Below are 18,630 nucleotides of genomic sequence, written 5' to 3'. Positions count from 1 at the left end.
GTGTCTCTCGCGACTTTTGGTCTACACTTTTATAATACACGCATCTGACTGCGCTAAACCGCCGCAAATCGCTCCCAATGCGTAACCTCCTCCTCGGCGCCTTAGTTCGTACATCAGATTCATAATAATTCTAGCGCCACTTGCCGTGTTAGGATGGCCGATGGCTATAGCGCTTCCATTTATATTGGTCTTTCCACGAATCGCTCCTGCCTTTCTCTTATCTCCCCCGGCAAGAATAAGGGTACTAACCAAAGGAACAGCTGCAAATGCCTCGTTGATCTCTATTATGTTAATGTTGTCAAGGGCGATGTTAGCTCGTTCGAGTGCTCTAAGAGAAGAAAGAGCTGGTGCTTCCGGCATTCGATGTGGGCTTATTGCTATCGATGACATTGAAACAATTTCAGCTAGGGGCGGCAAACCCAGCTCATTTGCTTTTGATTTCGTCATAAACAGGATTGCAGAAGCTCCATCATTCAACCCGGGGGCATTCCCTGCTGTAACCCCTTGGCAACCATAGATGGCTGGAAGCTTTGCAAGCTTTTCAAGAGCGGCGTCTGGTCTATATTGCTCATCAATGTTCAAAACAAGTGATTCTCCATCCTTTTGATGGATGTTTAATTCCATGATTTCATCACTGAACTTTCCAGCCTTCCAGGCCAGGCCATAGTTCTGATGACTCCTCAATGCCCATTCATCCTGTTCTTCTCGTGAAATGCCATATTCCATGGCCACATTATCCGTATCGACCGACACCGGATTAAAATCCTTGTAACCCAATGCGAAAAGGGGATCCTCCATGGTCACATCACCTAGACGGAAGCCTTTCCATCGCAAACCTCTAACGATAAGAGGTTCCTGACTGAACGAAGTCGCCCCACCACCTATTGCAGAGTTAATCTCCCCCGCGACCATGGCGCGGCAGCCATAATGCACTGCTGACATAGCTGATACACATGCCTTGTCAATAGCAACAGATGGGGTCTCAGGTGGAATTCCTGCTTTAATTAGCGTCTGTCGGGCGGCAACCGGAGTGTAAACATCCTTACAGACCGAAGTATCTCCAACACCCCAGTAGACTTCATCTACAGCGGTTCCTGATAAATCCACACGGTCCAAAATGTCTCTCATGGGAAGGGCCCCGAGTTCAAAGAAATCGTATTCTCTCAGCGAACCGCAATATCTGCCAAAAGGAGTACGAGCGGCACTAACGATAACGATGTCCTTATACATCGTGGCTCCTTCCTCTGCCTTATTCGGCGCAGGGCGTCTTGTTTTCATTGAGCTTGGCCCTGTCCTTCTTTTGTGACTCTGAGATCTTCTCCTCAGACCTCAACATTCGGGTAATGTAATACATGAGAAGATCAATCGACCTCTCCTTGCTGTACTCGCGCAGGCTCCAGCGGCGCAGTGAAAGGAAAGAGATGAGGTAGACGATGAGATTTGCAAGAAACCGGGTGTCTTGGATCTTGTACAACCCTTCTTCATTGGCTTCATCAAGCAGACGCTTGAACATGTCGATATAGCGAGTTTCCAAGGCGAGGATCGACCGCATCATCTCCTTACTGAGCGAACCCGACTCCCTGTACAGCAGGATAATCTCATCCTGAAACTCGAAAGTCTTTTCTACGGCATTCCGGATGATGGTGTTCAGTTCTCCAGACTTGATCTCAAATTCATCTTCCTGTAGATCGAATAAACCATGATAGACGTTATTGATCATGTTCTGGTGAACGAGGTACAGAATGTCCTCCTTCGTCCGGATATAATCGTACAGGTTCCCCATGCTGAAGGAGGTGGCCTTTGCGATATCGCGGATGCTGGTGCGGTGGTATCCCTTTTCCACAAAGACCTTCGTGGATTCGTCGATGAGTTGCTTTCGCCTTCGTTCAACGAGATCTTTGTTCTTGATTTGCGTGGAGACCTCGACCGGTTTCTGTGTCCTCTTTTTCTTGCTGGTCCTGGGCGCGGCCATAGGGACTCCTTTCGGATAGCGGGTGCTTTCGGAAGTACGAGCGAACGCTCGCTATTATACGTTTTGCGAAGCCGCTGTCAAGAAAATTTTTTGCCTGTCGCGAAGTTTTTGGTCTTCCCCAACCGCCACGGTTTCTGGCAGGCCAAGGCTTCATCCATCCCAGTGTCCATCCATAATAATTTAACCTTCTGGAATACCAATAAAAAAGCGCATTTTAAGGTAGACGAATCGCCTCGGAGTGAGTTTCTTTGTATTGGGCAAGAAAGCGCCTGACGCTGGAGTAACTTCCCTCAAAACCATGTTTGTGAACGAGGGCCTGGTAGATGGTGGTTCCCTGAATGCAGTCTTTCACCCATTGAGTCACTTCATCGGCGTAGGGTTCAACCAGTGATACTTGCAGGCGGTCCTCTTTACGACCTTGGATGACACTGGCAAGGTCCGCCGAGTCTGGCAGCGGTGTTTCAGGATCAAGCCAGCCATGCGCCAAGGCCAGTTGACGGAGTTGTGCGGACTTTTTACGTCCCATGAGCCCGGATCGGGCGATGGACCGGTCGGTGTCACCCGACCGCATACGGGACAGAACGTGACGATACTGGTGCATCTCGAACCTCCTAAAGGACATAAGGCCACCTCCTGGGATTAAAGTTTTCCAGGAGGATAGCTCAGTTCATAAGGAATGTCCGAGACCCACGTTACGGCCGGATCAACTTATACGAAGAGGATATCAGGGTAGTGGCGCCATAACCCCGATCTTCAATTGGCCCCATAGTGCGATCATGGAATGGCTCCATGGTGGCGATCATTAACACCCGGCATGTCTAACGGTCTCAATGCGTTCCGACGCCGGATCTGCCCCAACGCACCCTGGCCCGATCAGACGCGGAACCTCGGGTCTGGATGGTGGCGAGCCAGCCGACAGGACCGCCCTTGTTTTTAAAGACACTCTTTGGTCGAGGCGAGAAACATCATCCGCGTTTCGACGACGAAGATTGTTGTAAACTCATTCTGCCCTGTGAAGCCTTTGCAACGGCCGCACGGCCATAGCCTGTCCCTATGAACGAACCTATTTGATAAGAAGTGCGGTTCTTACAATCTACATTGCATGGAATGAAGGATGGAATGGTAATCCCAAGTGAATGGGCGATGATTCCCAGAGTGACAAAGAGACCGGATGTTTCCGAATTCGCTCTTCTTTCAGGCTATTGCGTTAACTTTAAGACAGTTACAGCCTTACCAAGGGTGGACAGATAAAATATCCTTCGTCGCTTTTCCGCGACATGGGCAGCAGCTTTGCTGAATTGGAAACTAGCGGTATCCACAATCACATAATTGATGGAAATAGCTCCAAATTTCAAAACGCCTGGCGCCATTGAAAAATCCCATCACCATGAATCGAAAAAAACCTAAAATTTGCTTGACGTGTTTCGAGAAAGGCTGTATTTTGTTGTTCATTAGAAAACATCTCCCTGATATATTCTGACGCAATGGACATAAACAATATAAATAGAGACAATAAAACGGATGGATCGATTTCCATATAGTTTCCAAAAAGGCAACATGTTTCATTATCGCAGGATCGAAAAGGGGAGGAGGCCAAAAGATTCCGAACTGAGAGAAAGATCACTCAGGGACAATTTGGCCGGACGGTCTTTTCCGAGGGCTGTCTCACCAAGGTGAAAAAGTCGGACAAACCGCAGCCAGTCTCCGCTCCCGGAAATATTGCCCGTGACCTCAATGTTACCGTTTCCGACATCCTTCTGAATCGACTGGCCCTCACCTTGCTATCCCGGTCGGTCAGTTGAAAGCAAGAAAAAAAGATGAATGAAATTTTCGTTTTTTTCCTTCATGGATTGGCTTATGCAGGCCTTCTCTTCTTGGTTTCCGCCGGCCTCACGATGATTTTCGGGATGATGAACGTCCTGAATTTCGCCCACGCCGCCATGTACATGTTGGGGGCCTATTTCTCTTATACGGTACTGAGGGTCACAGGCCATTTTTGGCTTTCCCTCGTCCTGTGCCCCGTTATTCTTTTCATAATCGGCGCACTGGTGGAACGGTTCCTGATGCGCCGAGTCCATATTCACGGACACTTGCACGAACTGCTCCTCACATTCGGTTTGGCCTACATCATCACTGAAATCGTTAAATGGGTTTGGGGCAACTATCCTCTGGCCGTCAACCTGGAGGGATTTCTTGCTCAAAGCATAAATATTTTCGGGATTCTCTATCCGGTTTACAGAATCTTCATCTTTTTTTGCGCCGTGCTGGTAGGGCTGTCAATGGCGCTCATTCTTTATAAGACGCGCCTGGGCGTCACGCTTCGGGCATCAGTGAACGATGGTGAAATGGTGGAGGCTCTGGGCATAAACGTCCCCCTCGTCCTGACAGGCGTTTTTGCTTTCGGCACCGCTCTCTCAGGCTTTGCGGGCGTCATCGCCGGTCCGCTCCTTTCAACATACCCCGGAATGGCCCAGGAAATCCTGGTTGACGCCTTTGTGGTCATCGTGGTGGGCGGCTTCGGCAGCCTGGGGGGCGCTGTTGTCGCCTCGCTTCTCATAGGTGAATTGCAGTCTTTCGGGGTGCTGCTCTTCCCCAAGCTTTCGCTGGCCCTCGTTTATCTGCTCATGGCGATCGTCCTCATTGTCAAACCCTCAGGACTGTTTGGTGAAAAACAATGATCTCGCGGAAAAAAGGCACATACCCCTATATCGCCGTTCTCTTCCTGCTGGGTCTCCTGGCGCCGCTTGTCCTCAGGGAATATCACGTGTATATGCTGACGGAGATCATTATCTTTGCCCTCTACGCCGTCAGTTACAATCTCCTGCTGGGTTACGCCGGCCTTTTATCCTTCGGCCACGCCATGTTTTTCGGAACAGGCGCCTTCACCGTGGCGGTATCTTTGATCCACATCCCCGCCCTTCCCGTCTGGGGCGCGATTCTGATAGCGATCCTGGCCACCACGCTGGTGGGCTTTGTGACCGGAGGTTTTCTTCTCCGGCATAAAGGGGCCTACTTCGCACTGCTCACCCTGGCTTTTAACGCGCTTTTTTACGCCGTGGCCACAAAGTGGAGTTCCGTTACCGGGGGCGACGACGGTCTCAGCGTCACGCGGCCGGATATTCACCTGGGATTCACTACAATCAACACCGCGGGAATTGTCAATTTTTATTACGTTACGCTCGTCGTCATCGGAGCTGCCATTGTGTTCTGCTGGTATCTGACCCGGACGGCCATGGGACAGACGGTTCTCCTGATGCGCGAAAACGAAGAGCGCATGAAATTTTTAGGTTACGACACGAACATCAGTCGCCTCATCCTGTTCACGTTCACAGGGGCTGTAGCCGGCCTGGCGGGCGCTTTCTACACTCTCCAGTTTCAGTTTGTCTCCATCTCCGCCATCAGCGTAGAGATGACGACTGCGGCCCTCCTCATGGCCTTCGTGGGGGGGACAGGGACGTTCTGGGGGCCTATCCTGGGAGCTTTTGTCTACATTATTCTTCAGAGTTACCTGAGCGACCTCACCGACCGCTGGCCGCTCTTCATGGGGCTTATTTTTGTTTTTATGGTCCTGGTAATCCCGGGAGGACTTTCTCAAATCATACAACGGATCCAGGGACTTTTTTCCGGCAAAGGCAGCAGCGAGTCTTCATCCGGGCCTGAGACGGAGGAAGTTTCACCATGAGCGGGTATCTCCAGATCAACGGTCTTCATAAGGATTTTTCGGGCCTGGCCGTTCTCAGCGGCGTGAAACTGATCGTCAAGGAGAAGGAACGGCACGCCGTCATCGGTCCCAACGGAGCCGGCAAAACCACCCTGTTCAATGTCATCAGCGGGAATTTTCGGCCGTCATCTGGCTCCATTCTTTTCAAGGGAGAAGAGATTTCCAGAAAACCCGCCTACGCCCTCAACCGGCTTGGCATTTCCCGCTCTTTTCAAGTCACCAATGTCTTTCAGGAATTGAGCGTCTTTGAAAATATCCGATCCGGTGTCCGCTCCCGGTCCGGTCTCAGATATCATTTTTTTAGAAAACCCGACAACAATGTGCAAATCAACGAAAGAACGGCGGCAATAGTCAAAGAGTTGGGACTCGAAGAGGTGATGCACATGCCGGCGAGCGCCCTATCCTACGGACACCAGCGGGCCTTGGAGATCGCCATTACCCTTTCCACCGATCCGGATCTGATCTTGCTGGATGAGCCTACGGCCGGAATGACGCGTGAGGAAACCGCTCAGGCCATCCAAATGATCGACCGCGTGACCGCCGGGCGGACCTTAATCATCATCGAGCACGATATGGATGTGGTCTTTTCTCTTGCCGACACAATCTCAGTGCTTCACTACGGCAAGATCCTTGTATCCGACACTCCCGACGCAATCCGCGCCGATCAGCGGGTGAAAGACGCCTACCTGGGGGAAGACGACTCATGATCAAGGTTTCCGACATTCACAGTTATTATGGGAAGAGTCACGTTCTGCACGGCGTCTCGTTCGAGTTGCGGAAAGAGGAACTGGTCTGCCTCCTTGGGAGAAACGGCGTCGGGAAATCGACGACATTGAAGAGCATCATGGGAATGGTTCGGCCCGCCTCCGGCAGCATCCTCTTCGAAGGACAGGAGTTGGTGGGCAAACGACCGCACCAGATCGCCCGGCTCGGCATAGGCTATGTCCCCGAAGAGCGTCGCATATTCCGCAGCCTTACGGTCCATGAAAACCTGCTCATCGGAATGAAGAAGGAGACCGACGGCGGATCTGAGAAGGCGCCATGGACGGTGGCGCGTGTATATGAAATCTTCCCGAACCTCGGGAAACGTGCAAACTACAAAGGGTTTCATCTTTCGGGCGGAGAGCACCAGATGCTCACCGTAGCCCGTACCCTGATGGGCAATCCAAAGCTGATTCTGGTCGATGAACCCACGGAAGGGTTGGCGCCTCTTATCGTAAAAAAGGTGCTCGATATGCTTGCAACCATCCGCGAATCCGGGGTGACGGTCTTCATGGTGGAGCAAAATTTCAAGGCCGCCATAAAGGTGGCAAGGCGATTCTACATCATGAGTAAAGGGCAAATGGTTTTCGAGGGCGATATGGCGGCCTTAATGGCTGCCGAGGGCGTAAGACGGAATTACCTGGAAGTGTAAGTCGTTTGTTTATTAACCAACAGAAGGAGGCAAAAATGAAAAAGGGAATGTGGTGTATGGCAGGGTTGGCATTTTTTCCGATGTTCTTGGCAATTATGTCGCCGGTTGCGGCCCCAGCAGCGGATACCATCAAACTCGCGGTGATGGAGCCTCTGTCCGGGACGTTCAAAGACATCGGGGACCGCTACTTGGAAGGCGTCGAGTACGCCGTGAAGGTCATCAACGACAAGGGTGGGTTTTTCGGCAAAAAGGTCGAAGTCGTACCGGTGGACTCGGAACTCAAGCCGGATGTCGCCACCCGAAAAGCTCAGGCCCTGATCCTCAAGGATAAAGTAAAATTCTTCTGCGGCGGAACGGGCAGTTCAGTCGGATCGGCCATGTCCATGCTGGCCAACAGGCAGAACGCGATAATGTTCACCTACGGCATGGACGCCGCCAGCATGACCGGTGAGAAGTGCAACAAGAACTTCTTCCGGCCAGGCGGCAGCACCGATGGACGCTCCTTTGCCGCGGCTCAATTGGTCTTTCAAAAAGGCTACAAAAAGATCGGCATCATTGCCCAGGATTATTCCTTTGGCCACGAAGCCGTCGCAGCCTTCAAGAAAAAACTTCTCCAACTCGATCCGAAGGCTGAAGTCATCGCCGAAATCTATCATCCTATCGGAACGAAAGACTTCGCGCCCTATGTAAGCCAGCTGGTTGCAGCAAAGCCTGACGTCGTCTTCACCTCGAATTGGGGAAACGACTTGAATCTTCTCATCAAACAGGGAAAACCCATGGGGCTCAAAGCCAAGCTGGTCTGCTATTATATCAATGACGATGTACTGATTGGATCTCTTGGCGATGACAACCTGGTTCTGGGCGACATAGGGGTGGAAATCTATATGCTTTCGATCCCCCTCGAAAAGAACAAGGAATTTGTTGAAGGTTTTCATAAGGCCATGGGACATTACCCTTCCGGGCTTCGCGGAAAGGCTTACATTGCCACCATGTTCTGGGCTGAAGCCGTCAAAAAGGCCGGGTCAACGGATGTGGATAAGATCATCGAGGCATGGGAAGGCCTGACCTACGACGGTCCGGCGGGAACCTGGACGATGAGGGCCTGCGATCATCAGGCGCAAGTTCCTTACTGGACAGCCGAAATAGTCAAGGACAACCCCTTCTTCAAGCACGCGTTCGTCAGTCCCGCGAAAGAGATTCCCGCCAAAGATGTGGAAGTGCCCTGCGCGGAGACGGGCTGCGATATGAAATAGACCTGAGATTTACAACGATGGCGGGTCATGGCGCAAAAAGGATGCGCCATGACCCGCCCATCCGTGGATTGAGGTGTGCCTCGCGTTTAAAAACATTTCCGCGAGTGGAATCCTTCCGAATGACCTCCGGAAAAAATTGAAGCATTCTGAGGAACTCGTATCATGACGACTCTTATCACCGGGGGAGCCGGATTTATCGGCTCCTACCTTGCCCGCCTATTGATCGATTCAGGCGAGCAGCCTGTCATCTTCGACATTGCGCCCGTGCAGGGCCCCCTGCAGGAATTAAAAGATTCATTCCTCTTCGAGCAGGGCTCCTTGTCTCACCTTTCCGTTTTGATGGACTGTATTGAAAAGCACAACGTTGGGCGCATTTTTCATCTCGGTGGAATGCTCTCTCTTCCTTCCGAGAATAACCACTGCGCCGCTTTCGATGCGAATGTCGTCGGCGCCTACAACGTTCTGGAAGCGGCTCGCATAAAGAAGATCCCACAGGTCCTCTACGGGAGCACAATTGCTACGTACAGCAAGGACATTCTCTCAGACGAGATAGATGACCGCACGCTTCAGCGGCCCTCCAGCTTCTATGGGGTCTCCAAGACCTTCGGGGAACTCCTTGGCCGTTTTTACCACCGCAAATTCGGACTGGATTTTCGGGGATTGCGGCTTCCTTCCATTGTGGGCCCCGGCGCCCGGACGGCTCACATGTCCATCTTCAATGCATGGGCCATAGAATATCCACTCAAGGGACTTCCTTACGTCCTGGAGTGCGAACCGGAGTCCCGTTGCGCGGCTCTGTACTTCAAGGACGCCGCCAGGCTCCTTTTGGATCTTTCCGCGGCTGCTCCCGAAAAGATTCAAACGCGGGTTTACAATGTGGCAGGCATCACACCCCCTTATTCCGCACGCAGGCTGGTGGAAATCGTCGAGGAGCGCGTACCCGGCGCCCGCCTCTCGTTTCAGCCGAATCCGGTCGTGGTGGATCTGCTGCGTGAACTGGCCACCCTTAGAATTAACGACGAGCGCGCGCGGTCCGAGTGGGGCTTGAAAATAAATTATCCGCTTGAGGAAATGGTAGAGGATTTTATTTTGGAATTTGGAAACTACCATAACGACAACAAAGAGAAAAATGAAGAGGAATAAATCAGGATGAACAAGAGAATAATTACCGCTGCGTTGACAGGCGCGGTCCATACTCCGAGCATGTCCCCCTACCTGCCGGTCACTCCCAAGCAGTTGGCCGATGAAGCCGTTCGAGTCCATGAAGCCGGCGCTGCTGTGGCTCATGTGCACGTCAGAGATCCCGAGACGGGAATGCCCAATGCCGATCAAGACATTTACCGGGAGATCGCTGAGGACGTGAAACGTCGCTGCGACATCATCCTGTGCTTTACCACGGGAGGAAAGCTGGGCGAACCCATAGAAAACCGTGCCCGAGTCGCATCGACCCTCAAGCCGGAATTGACGTCTCTCAACGCCGGATCCCTTAATTTCGCTCTCTTTCATGTCACAGGCAGTATCTCTCAGTGGAAATACGACTGGGAAAAGCCTTACCTCGATGCGACGGAAGATTTTATTTTTCCGAACACCTTCAAAACCATGCGCCAATTCCTGGAAATCATTTATGCCAACGGGGCAAGGCCCGAGTTCGAGATTTATGATGTCGGCATGATCAACAACCTGGCTTTCCTCTTAGAGGAAGACATTGCCAAAAGGCCGGTATATCTGCAGTTCGTCCTGGGCATCCTCGGCGGCATTCCCGCCACCCTGGAAAACCTCATCTTTCTGGTAAATACGGCGCGAAGGCAGATCGGGGACTTTCAATTCTCGGTCTGCGCCGCCGGCCGTCATCAGATACCCATGTGCACGGGTTCTCTCATCCTGGGGGGATATGCCCGCGTGGGGCTTGAGGATAGCCTTTACGTGTCGAAAGGGGTCTTGGCCCGAAGCAGCGCCGAGCAGGTGACGAAAATTGCAGCCATTGCGAGAGAGATGGGACTGGAATTGGCCTCTCCCGATGAAGCCAGAAAGATTTTGGGCTTGAAAGGGCTTGACCAGGTTAATTTTTAGTCTGGAAGAATTTGATGCCCTTGGCAGCCTGTGTATCGTAGATTCATCTCTTTCAACAGTCGCCGCTTAGGCTTGGGCAGCCCCCTGGCAATGACTCCTGAGCATTTTGACGGCTTTCCTCTTACCGTCGCTGTAGTCCAGGAATTTTCACTCTCATATCTCCGTATCTTTAAGATAACTGCGCGAAAAAAATAAGGAAAGTCCATCCAAATAGCCCTTGACAAAAGTTTACGAATATGCAACAAAGTCGCTGAATTGCATTCTTCCAATGGTTTAACATGCCGTTTCTAACGTTATTTTAATTATATTGATTAATCGTGCACACAATTATGAATAAAACATCTCTATTCGTTGAATCAGAAATCGGTAAGAGAATCAAGGCTTCTCGAATCAGCAAGAAATTCACTCTCGAACAGCTGGCTAACCAAACCGGCTTTACAAAAGGCTACCTTTCGAGAATAGAGAAATCCGAAAAATCCCCTCCACTTGCCACACTGGGAATCATCGCCCGTGTCCTTGGGATTACAATCTCATTCCTTGTGGGGGAAGAGGAACAGGAAACCTCCATCTCCATTGTGAGAAAAGGGGAAAGGCCTTTAATCCCCAGGAAAGGCACTGCTTTCGAGTATGCTTATGAGGCCGTTGCCCATACCTTCCCAAATAAAAAGATGGAACCCTTTATCCTGACCCTTCCGCTCAACCCGAAGAAGAAAACGATTACCCAACACGAAGGCGAAGAAATCCTTTTTGTTCTTGAAGGAACGATGAAGTTTCTCCACGGAAACCAGGAATTCATCCTCGAAGAGGGTGATTGCATCTATTTCGATTCCAGTTTCCCCCATTTCGGGGAATCCGTTGGAAATAAGGAAGCTAAGTGTTTTATGGTCATTTATACCCCACCTGCGGAAGGATGATGTCTTAAGTCATAAAGTTTCAAGACATCGACCATATTTGGGATTGTGGGACGTTCTTCACATTTACATATTTTGCTTGCTGAGTGGGAACAGTTTTATGATCTTATATAAAGTGGAAATGTGAAGAACGTCCTGTTCACACTTAGCGGAAAACCGTTTGTCAGTTACCGTACCGGACCCCAATATTTTGCGCCGCAATATCTATTGACGCACCAGGCCCTTTCGGCTATATATTTTACCATACATCAATAGTTGAGAGTAAATTTAAACCAATAAAAGGTAAAGGAGGTCATTTAATGGAAAGGAAGATTTGGAATCGACATAAAGCCCTGTATTGTTCGATAGCTATTTTGATCTCATTGTTCTTTTTTTCTCAAACCGCATTTTCTGCCGACGAAGAATGTAGGTATTGTGGCATGAAGAGAGCGGATTACGGCCATTCATGGGTTATTATCGAGCATGGCGATGGCTCTAAGGAAGGACTTTGCTCTGTTCATTGTGCCGCCATTGACATGGCGTTACATATTGATAAAACGGTTAATAAAATTACCGTGGGTGATTACAACACCAAGAAGCAAATCGATGCCGATAGGGCTTTCTGGGTAATTGGCGGAGACAAGATGGGTGTCATGACGGCGAGAGCAAAATGGGCTTTCGAAACCAGGGCGGCGGCCGACAATTTTATGAGAGAGCATGGCGGAAGATCAGCAACGTTTGATGAAATTATGAAGGCCGCATTTGAAGATATGTATGAGGATACATTGATGATTCAAAAGAAAAGACAAATGATGAAGATGAAAAAGCAAGAAAAATAATTTACTCGAAACTCTCAACCCAGGAGGTAGAACCATTTATTGGCTCTACCTTTTTAATCCCGGCGACTGGTGGGGCGAAGCCAGGCTTCTGCCCGATTGTGTCCTTATCTGAGATTTAACTGTCATACTGCAAGGCGTAGATAACGGCTATGAAACGACAATAGTGCGGGTTCCTGGTTAATCGAACAATGCCAAAATCATTCTCGAATTGGGCAGGGCATTTCAGCAACGGGTATGGCAAGCGCAGCTTTTCGCCGATCCGGAGACGATTGAGTTTCTATCGACCGAGGACATCATTTTTACAACGTGGAGAGAGCTGAGGCAAAGACTGCCATAAATGTGTTGACCCGGGCCATCCGGCGCTGCAACAGAAATTCAACCATCGGGTCTTGGGGCATCAAAAAGGTTGACTCAGCCGCGACCGAAGGCGTCCGCGATCCGGATGGCCTCTATGATCCCCTCAGACGTCAGCTTGACTCTCACGTTATGGAGGTAGCTGTCTTTATTGTCGAATACCGGGCGAATGGCGGTACCCAGCTCGCTGTCGGTGACGCCCTCAAGACCGATCTGCGCCAGTGTGGTCGGCAGGCCGACGGACCTGCAAAATGCGGTCACCTCGCCTATCAGGTGCTGCGGCCTCGCCTCGAGAAATAGCCCGGCCAGGGTCCCGAAGGCCACCTTTTCGCCGTGATAATACGCGTGCGTGCCTTTCAGATTGCAGAGACAGTCATGAATGCCGTGTGCGGTTGAGAGACCCCCGGATTCAAAGCCAAGCCCGCTGAGGAGGGTATTGGCTTCCACAATGTATTCAAGGGCCGGGCTGACCAGATTGTTTTCACAGGCGATTTTGGCATCTGCACCGTAGGTCAAAAGGGTCTGATAGCACGCGTGGGCCAGGGACATGATGGCCCTGAGATTAAACCCTCCGCACACGTTTCGGAAATAGGAGCGATCACAGGTATCCGCTTCAAACCAGGTTGCGAGGGCGTCCCCCATTCCGGAAACCAGGAACCTGACCGGGGCTTCGGCAATGACCCTGGTATCCACCAAAACATAATCGGGGTTTCTTGTGGAGAAATAGTCCACAATGGCGCCTTCGTCATTGTAGACAACACAAGCGCTTGCAGTAGGCGCATCCGTTGCGGCAATGGTAGGCGCCGCGATATATCTGGTCCCCAATTTGGCAGCAACCACCCTCGCCGTGTCGATCGCCTTCCCACCCCCCATGCCGATGATGAAATCATAGCCGCCATCCTCTGCTATCTTGAATACCCTGTTGATCTCATCCCAGGTGCACGCGCCGCCGAATTTTTCGATTGCGATATGGCATATCCCCTTCCACGCAGGGAGGTTCTCCGGAATGATTTTGCCCACAGCCGCATTGGTGGCGAGAATAAAGACCCTTTTGTTGACAATTTCTTGAATCCCCCCGAGATTCCGGAGGATATCCTTTCCCTGCAAATAGCAGCCTGGAAAAACGGCCTTTCGTATCATGCGTGACGCTCCTTTTTCCTTTTTGCGGTTTTCCTGCCGGCCTCCGGCACCAAAATGGGTGTCGTTGGGATACGCATTTTCAACCTGCCCGGGCCCGAATCCCTATGCAGTCATTATGACCGGCATGGTCTCCTCCTTGTCTCGACCAGGCACAAGACGCTCGTCAGATATTATTATAAAGGTAATTTAGCGCAATTCGCCGATCAGGTAAAGGACATGGCAGAGTCCCCCTCCTGGACTCTGCCTTTATAATTTTGATATGCACCAATGTACAACGAATCCATTGCCTGCCTGGGGCGTGGAAGGCGAGCGAGCTTAACCCTACAACGAATGTTACCGAGATCACCCTATTTTGCATCCTGTCATGCCGGACGTGATCCCGCAAGTACGGGATCTTCGACCGGTATCCAGGACCCCTTATATAAGCACCGAACCAAAAATAAGCCATCTTGCATCTCCCTCTGGCTGGATTCCGGCCTTCGCCGGAATGACGGAGTAGCAAGTGGCGTTGTAGATTAAAAATGGTCAGATGTCCATGCAGCCAGGAGATCCCCGGCGCCCTGTTGCAAGGTCCTTCAATGCGGAAGCATCGAATTGAACTCATGATGCCGTGGCTTGATTTCGATTGACAATCAGGCGGATTCCTGGATATCTCTCTGCGGAAAGGAGTTATGATCTTAGACGAAATTTCTGGGAGTATACGGGTTAACCATCAGAAGAGGATCAGAAACGAGGGGAGACCGGGAAAGGGGATCCGTGGCCCTGTGAGTGGTGCCTGTAACAGGGACAGGGAGAAAAATGGAGTATATGGCTGAAAGGCTGCAGTTTCCAGGAAACGAGGTAGATTTTTATAGAGGCGGATGAGAAAGAGAAGGAACCGAATGGCAAGGAACAACGTCAAACACAGGATGCTGCAATCGCGAATGACAGTGACATGGGAGACAGATCATGCTCGAGACGCCGCCGGCATGATCAGAGAGATCAGGCCTGTGGAGGAGTTGCTGAACGAGATCGTCGTATCGGCCCAGGAGCAAATCCGATTGCTGGGGCGTTACACCGCCTGATGTGAATATGGGCAGCGGTAATGGACCGTTGCTCCCGTTTATGGAGCCGCAGGAAGACTACCCTATTTTTAAGACGCTATCATGGATTTAAAACAGATTGTAAGCGAAGAAAAAGCCCGTATCATCGATGTGCGCCGGGACCTGCACCGCATCCCTGAAATCGGCTTTCAAGTGGAAAAGACGTCGGCCTATGTGGCCCGGTGCCTGAAGGCGGAAGGGCTTTCGGTGCAAACAGGGATTGCCCGGTCAGGCGTGGTGGGCCTCATGGAGACCGGGTCCCCCGGCCCCTGTCTCATGATCCGCGCGGACATGGACGCTCTCCCTGTCAGGGAAGAGACAGGACTTCCGTTTACCTCGACCCATGAAAACGCCATGCACGCGTGCGGGCACGACGGTCACATGGCCATGGCCTTGGGCGCGGCAAGAATCCTCAACAGGTTCAAGCATACGCTCAAAGGGCGCGTCAAATTCCTGTTTCAGCCGGCTGAGGAAGGTCCCGGGGGGGCTAAGCCCATGATCGATGCGGGTGTGATGGAAGATCCCAGGGTCGACTATGCTGTGGGCTGCCACCTGTGGCCCAACCTGCCCCAGGGGACCATCGGCGTCAGGGCCGGTCCCCTCATGGCGGCCATGGACCGTTTTGAGATCATTATCAAGGGGAAGGGGGGCCATGGGGCCATGCCCCATCAATGCGTGGATGCCCTGGATACGGGCGTTCAGGTGATCAATGCCCTCCACCGGATCGTGAGCCGGCAGATGGATCCTTTGATGCCGACCGTGGTCACGGTGGGGAGTTTTCATGCAGGTACGGCCTTTAACGTGATCCCCGCCAGTGCCGAGATATGGGGCACCACCCGGACCTTTGACCGGAAGATATGGAAATCATGGCAGGGCCGCATTGAAACCATTGTCAGGGGGGTGTGCCGGTCCATGGGCGCGGATTATGAATTGACCTATGGCCCGGGGATCCCGCCCCTTATCAATGACCCATCCATGGCCCGGGTGGTTCGGGAATGTGCCGGGAATGTGGTGGGGCCGCAACAGGTGGTGGAACCGGAACCGACCATGGGCGGCGAGGACATGGCCTTTTACCTGGAACAATCAAAGGGGTGTTTTTTCTTTATGGGTACGGGGTATGAGGGGTGCGCGCCTTTGCACAGTCCCCGGTTTGATTTTAACGAAGATGTTTTGCCCTTGGGTGTGGAGATGTTTTGTTGGATCGCGCTGCGACTTCTGAGCTGAAACGGTCTCCTGGTTGCCGAATGCCGGGCGAGGCTTATGCGGACAGTGGAACCGGGGGTAAACGGGGGAGGGGATGAGTCATGAAGAAGATTTGGGGCCTTGTCCTGGCAATTGTCTTAATAGGGGCCGCGGCGGGTCTTGCACAAGAGGAACGAGCAGTCCCGGATGCCCGGCAAATACAGGAGATGCTGGGTGATTTTGAGGCCTACGCCCGCAGGGAAATGACGGCGTGGCACATCCCGGGCATGGCCGTGGCCATCGTGCAGAACGATGCGGTCATCTTCGCAAAAGGGTTTGGGGTCAAGGAGGAGGGCCGCAGTGATCCGGTAACGTCTCAGACGGTCTTTCAGATCGGCTCCACCACCAAGGCCTTTACCGCGGCCCTGGTGGCCATGCTGGTGGATGAAGGGAAGGCGGAATGGAAGGATCGGGTCATCGATCATGTGCCGGATTTCAGGATGTACGATCCCTGGGTCACCCGGGAATTCATGATCGAGGACCTGCTGGCCCAGCACAGCGGTCTGCCGGCGTATTCGGGCGATGCCCAGGCCTTTTTCGGATTCGACCGAAAGCACATCAAGGGGTCGTTGGCGTTCATCAAGCCGGTGAGCAGTTTCCGTTCGGAATTTGCCTATGTGAATCACCTGTTTCTGGTGGCCGCGGAGGTGGTGGAGAACGCCACAGGGAGATCATGGGAAGAGAGCATCCGGGAGCGGATCTTCCTTCCCCTTAAGATGTCCCACAGCTCGTACGACAGGCATGGGCTCATGGAGGGAGAGGATGTGGCCACGGGCCATAACACGCAAGGGGGGAGGGTGACCCCAGTCCCCAAAGACCTCAACTGGCCGTATATGTATGGCCCTGCCGGCGGCATCAATTCCAATGTCATGGATATGACCCAGTGGCTGCGTCTCCACTTAAATGACGGGATGGTGGACGGGGTGCGCCTGGTGAGCGAGAAGAACATGAACTTTATGCACTCGCCCAAGACCGTCGCCCGGTACGATGCCAAGAAGGAGCGGGGCGCCTATTACTGCCAGTCGTGGATCTTTGTGGATGACAGGCCGTACCCCTATGTCTGGCACAACGGCGGGACCACCGGATACCATTCCATGGTGGCCTTCTGGCCCGGACCCAGGATCGGCATGGTCGTCCTGACCAATGAGGCCTCCAACCAGCTTGCCGAGGCCCTGCCCCAGTACTTTGCCGATCTCTATTTCGGAAACCCCAAGAAGGATCACAGCCGGGAAGCCCTGGATGCCTTCAACCAGGCCAGGGCCGGGGCCGTTGCGGAGGCGCCCGGGCGGCCGGCCGCGGTGAGCCCGGCCCTGGCCCTTCATCGCTATGCCGGGGTCTACAGAAATGCGGTATATGAGGATGCGACGGTGACCGCCGAAAACGGGTCGCTGACGGTCCTGCTGGGACCGGCGCGTTTCGCGTTGTCGCTTGCCCATTGGGACAGGGATGTCTTTGTGTATTCGGTTCCCCTGTTTGGAGACGATTCCGATGGGTTTGTCCGGTTTGCGCAGGCGGCAGATGGTTCCATAACCCAGATGACCATCGATCTGCTGGAAGACGATGGCTGCGGCGTGTTTGAGCGGAATGACGCTTCGTGAGGGCTGCGAAGGAAGAATGCGGACTATGTTCTTATGCCTTTCTCCGAGTGAGGGCTTCAAGAGCCCATAAGTTTCTAAATTGACAGCGATATTTGAACGAGATAAACTCACAAGTTATGCCAAGTTACCAAGACTTGATGCACCTGGTTGGGTTGCATCATTTAATGATCAGGGAAGTGATCGCTCCGGCCAACAGTTTTCAGAATAAATGATATTCAAACTTGGAAAATTAGGGGAGGTACCACCAACCTCCGCCAACTCCATAAGATTGCCTTAATTTCCACCTTGACAAAGTTAACCCGCGTGTTAACATGACAAAAGATGCGAAAAATACTGTTCTATAAGACAGCATCAGGTCAAAATCCCATTGAAGATTTTCTTGATAGCCTTTCTTCGAAGCAGGCGCGGAAAGTAACCTGGATTTTGAAGCTCTTAGAAGATCTTGAGCGAGTGCCATCAACTTATTTCAAGAAAATGGTAAATACTCAAGATCTCTGGGAAGTTAGGGCTGTCGTAGGGCGAAATATTTTTCGCCTGATCGGTTTTTTTGATGGTCCTAATTTGGTTGTTTTGACTCATGCCTTTCAAAAGAAGACTCAAAAGACACCTAAGCAAGCCATCAAAATTGCTGAAGAGAGGAAAAGGGAATATTTCAGGAGGAAAAGAAATGAGTGATCTTAATAAATATATAGAAAAAAGAAGGTCTATGGATGCAAAGTTCGCAGAGAACTTTGAATCAGGATACGAGCAATTCAAGATCGGCGTAATATTGAAACAGGCGCGTGAAGAGGCGGGTTTTACACAAGAACAACTCGCTGTAAAATTGAATACTAAAAAATCCGCTATCTCAAGAATTGAAAATCATGCAGAAGATATAAAACTCTCTACTTTGGAAAAATTCGTCAATGCTCTTGGAAAAGAATTACGTCTTGAAGTTGGATAACGCGAACATCACAATGCACCTATCAGCTTCAGCCTGCGGCTTCCGCTGAAAGGTGATTGTGGTCGCTAACTGCCCGAGGGCTGCGTGGCTGCGGGACATCCCTTACGTTTCT

The 18,630-nt window shown here is 51.7% G+C and carries 18 protein-coding genes; 14 read left to right on the top strand and 4 right to left on the bottom strand.

Translation table 11 applies throughout. The features are described 5' to 3' along the window. Positions 1-21: 21 nt before the first annotated feature. From K9N21_09045 to K9N21_09035, 3 genes are all read right to left on the bottom strand, one after another. Complete coding sequence (locus tag K9N21_09045; protein MCF8144052.1) at positions 22-1,230, bottom strand: thiolase family protein; 1,209 nt, start codon at positions 1,228-1,230, stop codon at positions 22-24. Positions 1,231-1,249: 19 nt separating this feature from the next. Next, on the bottom strand, positions 1,250-1,972 hold the full coding sequence (locus K9N21_09040; GenBank protein ID MCF8144051.1) for a TetR/AcrR family transcriptional regulator: 723 nt from the start codon (positions 1,970-1,972) through the stop codon (positions 1,250-1,252). A gap of 214 nt (positions 1,973-2,186) precedes the next feature. Beyond that, entirely contained in the window at positions 2,187-2,594 is a 408-nt protein-coding gene (locus tag K9N21_09035) for a hypothetical protein (GenBank protein MCF8144050.1), read from the bottom strand. 1,195 nt (positions 2,595-3,789) lie between these two features. Between K9N21_09035 and K9N21_09030 the strand changes: the two genes are divergently transcribed. The 9 genes from K9N21_09030 (at position 3,790) to K9N21_08990 (ending at position 12,159) form a co-directional block, all read left to right on the top strand. Beyond that, complete coding sequence (locus tag K9N21_09030) at positions 3,790-4,650, top strand: branched-chain amino acid ABC transporter permease (protein MCF8144049.1); 861 nt, start codon at positions 3,790-3,792, stop codon at positions 4,648-4,650. Then, positions 4,647-5,654 (top strand): branched-chain amino acid ABC transporter permease, encoded by a 1,008-nt coding sequence (locus tag K9N21_09025; GenBank protein ID MCF8144048.1) that lies wholly within the window; start codon positions 4,647-4,649, stop codon positions 5,652-5,654. The genes K9N21_09030 and K9N21_09025 overlap by 4 nt, the downstream gene beginning before the upstream one ends. Continuing rightward, positions 5,651-6,400, top strand: coding sequence for an ABC transporter ATP-binding protein (locus K9N21_09020; protein MCF8144047.1), 750 nt, complete (start codon positions 5,651-5,653; stop codon positions 6,398-6,400). Before K9N21_09025 ends, K9N21_09020 begins: the two co-directional genes overlap by 4 nt. Next, the gene (locus K9N21_09015; GenBank protein ID MCF8144046.1) at positions 6,397-7,107 is read left to right on the top strand and encodes an ABC transporter ATP-binding protein; all 711 of its coding nucleotides are present in this window, start codon (positions 6,397-6,399) and stop codon (positions 7,105-7,107) included. Before K9N21_09020 ends, K9N21_09015 begins: the two co-directional genes overlap by 4 nt. A gap of 35 nt (positions 7,108-7,142) precedes the next feature. Beyond that, positions 7,143-8,360, top strand: coding sequence for an ABC transporter substrate-binding protein (locus tag K9N21_09010; GenBank protein MCF8144045.1), 1,218 nt, complete (start codon positions 7,143-7,145; stop codon positions 8,358-8,360). Positions 8,361-8,522: 162 nt separating this feature from the next. Further along, positions 8,523-9,503, top strand: coding sequence for an NAD-dependent epimerase/dehydratase family protein (locus K9N21_09005; protein ID MCF8144044.1), 981 nt, complete (start codon positions 8,523-8,525; stop codon positions 9,501-9,503). A gap of 6 nt (positions 9,504-9,509) precedes the next feature. Continuing rightward, entirely contained in the window at positions 9,510-10,430 is a 921-nt protein-coding gene (locus tag K9N21_09000; GenBank protein ID MCF8144043.1) for a 3-keto-5-aminohexanoate cleavage protein, read from the top strand. Between the two features lie 329 nt (positions 10,431-10,759). Continuing rightward, positions 10,760-11,344 (top strand): XRE family transcriptional regulator, encoded by a 585-nt coding sequence (locus tag K9N21_08995; GenBank protein MCF8144042.1) that lies wholly within the window; start codon positions 10,760-10,762, stop codon positions 11,342-11,344. Positions 11,345-11,640: 296 nt separating this feature from the next. Further along, the gene (locus K9N21_08990; GenBank protein MCF8144041.1) at positions 11,641-12,159 is read left to right on the top strand and encodes a nitrous oxide reductase accessory protein NosL; all 519 of its coding nucleotides are present in this window, start codon (positions 11,641-11,643) and stop codon (positions 12,157-12,159) included. 411 nt (positions 12,160-12,570) lie between these two features. Here K9N21_08990 and K9N21_08985 read toward each other — a convergent pair whose 3' ends face one another. Further along, on the bottom strand, positions 12,571-13,653 hold the full coding sequence (locus tag K9N21_08985; protein MCF8144040.1) for a glycerol dehydrogenase: 1,083 nt from the start codon (positions 13,651-13,653) through the stop codon (positions 12,571-12,573). 881 nt (positions 13,654-14,534) lie between these two features. Here K9N21_08985 and K9N21_08980 point away from each other — a divergent pair. The 5 genes from K9N21_08980 to K9N21_08960 all read left to right on the top strand — a co-directional run bounded on the left by K9N21_08980 (position 14,535) and on the right by K9N21_08960 (position 18,518). After that, positions 14,535-14,717 (top strand): hypothetical protein, encoded by a 183-nt coding sequence (locus K9N21_08980; protein ID MCF8144039.1) that lies wholly within the window; start codon positions 14,535-14,537, stop codon positions 14,715-14,717. A gap of 81 nt (positions 14,718-14,798) precedes the next feature. Then, entirely contained in the window at positions 14,799-15,959 is a 1,161-nt protein-coding gene (locus tag K9N21_08975; protein ID MCF8144038.1) for an amidohydrolase, read from the top strand. Between the two features lie 80 nt (positions 15,960-16,039). Next, positions 16,040-17,575, top strand: coding sequence for a serine hydrolase (locus K9N21_08970; GenBank protein ID MCF8144037.1), 1,536 nt, complete (start codon positions 16,040-16,042; stop codon positions 17,573-17,575). 321 nt (positions 17,576-17,896) lie between these two features. Further along, positions 17,897-18,250 carry a type II toxin-antitoxin system RelE/ParE family toxin gene (locus K9N21_08965; GenBank protein ID MCF8144036.1) on the top strand — a complete coding sequence of 118 codons (354 nt, stop codon included), beginning with the start codon at positions 17,897-17,899 and terminating at the stop codon, positions 18,248-18,250. Continuing rightward, positions 18,243-18,518: a helix-turn-helix transcriptional regulator gene (locus K9N21_08960; GenBank protein ID MCF8144035.1), complete on the top strand. Its 276-nt coding sequence runs from the start codon at positions 18,243-18,245 to the stop codon at positions 18,516-18,518. The genes K9N21_08965 and K9N21_08960 overlap by 8 nt, the downstream gene beginning before the upstream one ends. Positions 18,519-18,630 lie beyond the last annotated feature (112 nt).

This window comes from Deltaproteobacteria bacterium, from assembly GCA_021737785.1.
Taxonomy (GTDB): Bacteria; Desulfobacterota; DSM-4660; order Desulfatiglandales; family Desulfatiglandaceae; genus AUK324.
This window is presented reverse-complemented; position numbering and strand designations above follow the sequence as displayed.

Coding starts and splice junctions, on each gene's coding strand:
- K9N21_09000 (MCF8144043.1), top strand. CDS start 9,510: ATGAACAAGAGAATAATTACCGCTGCGTTGACAGGCGCGGTCCATACT.
- K9N21_08970 (MCF8144037.1), top strand. CDS start 16,040: ATGAAGAAGATTTGGGGCCTTGTCCTGGCAATTGTCTTAATAGGGGCC.
- K9N21_09010 (MCF8144045.1), top strand. CDS start 7,143: ATGAAAAAGGGAATGTGGTGTATGGCAGGGTTGGCATTTTTTCCGATG.
- K9N21_08975 (MCF8144038.1), top strand. CDS start 14,799: ATGGATTTAAAACAGATTGTAAGCGAAGAAAAAGCCCGTATCATCGAT.
- K9N21_09035 (MCF8144050.1), bottom strand. CDS start 2,594: ATGTCCTTTAGGAGGTTCGAGATGCACCAGTATCGTCACGTTCTGTCC.
- K9N21_09030 (MCF8144049.1), top strand. CDS start 3,790: ATGAATGAAATTTTCGTTTTTTTCCTTCATGGATTGGCTTATGCAGGC.
- K9N21_09045 (MCF8144052.1), bottom strand. CDS start 1,230: ATGTATAAGGACATCGTTATCGTTAGTGCCGCTCGTACTCCTTTTGGC.
- K9N21_09015 (MCF8144046.1), top strand. CDS start 6,397: ATGATCAAGGTTTCCGACATTCACAGTTATTATGGGAAGAGTCACGTT.
- K9N21_08960 (MCF8144035.1), top strand. CDS start 18,243: ATGAGTGATCTTAATAAATATATAGAAAAAAGAAGGTCTATGGATGCA.
- K9N21_08985 (MCF8144040.1), bottom strand. CDS start 13,653: ATGATACGAAAGGCCGTTTTTCCAGGCTGCTATTTGCAGGGAAAGGAT.
- K9N21_08990 (MCF8144041.1), top strand. CDS start 11,641: ATGGAAAGGAAGATTTGGAATCGACATAAAGCCCTGTATTGTTCGATA.
- K9N21_09005 (MCF8144044.1), top strand. CDS start 8,523: ATGACGACTCTTATCACCGGGGGAGCCGGATTTATCGGCTCCTACCTT.
- K9N21_08980 (MCF8144039.1), top strand. CDS start 14,535: ATGGCAAGGAACAACGTCAAACACAGGATGCTGCAATCGCGAATGACA.
- K9N21_08995 (MCF8144042.1), top strand. CDS start 10,760: ATGAATAAAACATCTCTATTCGTTGAATCAGAAATCGGTAAGAGAATC.
- K9N21_08965 (MCF8144036.1), top strand. CDS start 17,897: ATGCGAAAAATACTGTTCTATAAGACAGCATCAGGTCAAAATCCCATT.
- K9N21_09025 (MCF8144048.1), top strand. CDS start 4,647: ATGATCTCGCGGAAAAAAGGCACATACCCCTATATCGCCGTTCTCTTC.
- K9N21_09040 (MCF8144051.1), bottom strand. CDS start 1,972: ATGGCCGCGCCCAGGACCAGCAAGAAAAAGAGGACACAGAAACCGGTC.
- K9N21_09020 (MCF8144047.1), top strand. CDS start 5,651: ATGAGCGGGTATCTCCAGATCAACGGTCTTCATAAGGATTTTTCGGGC.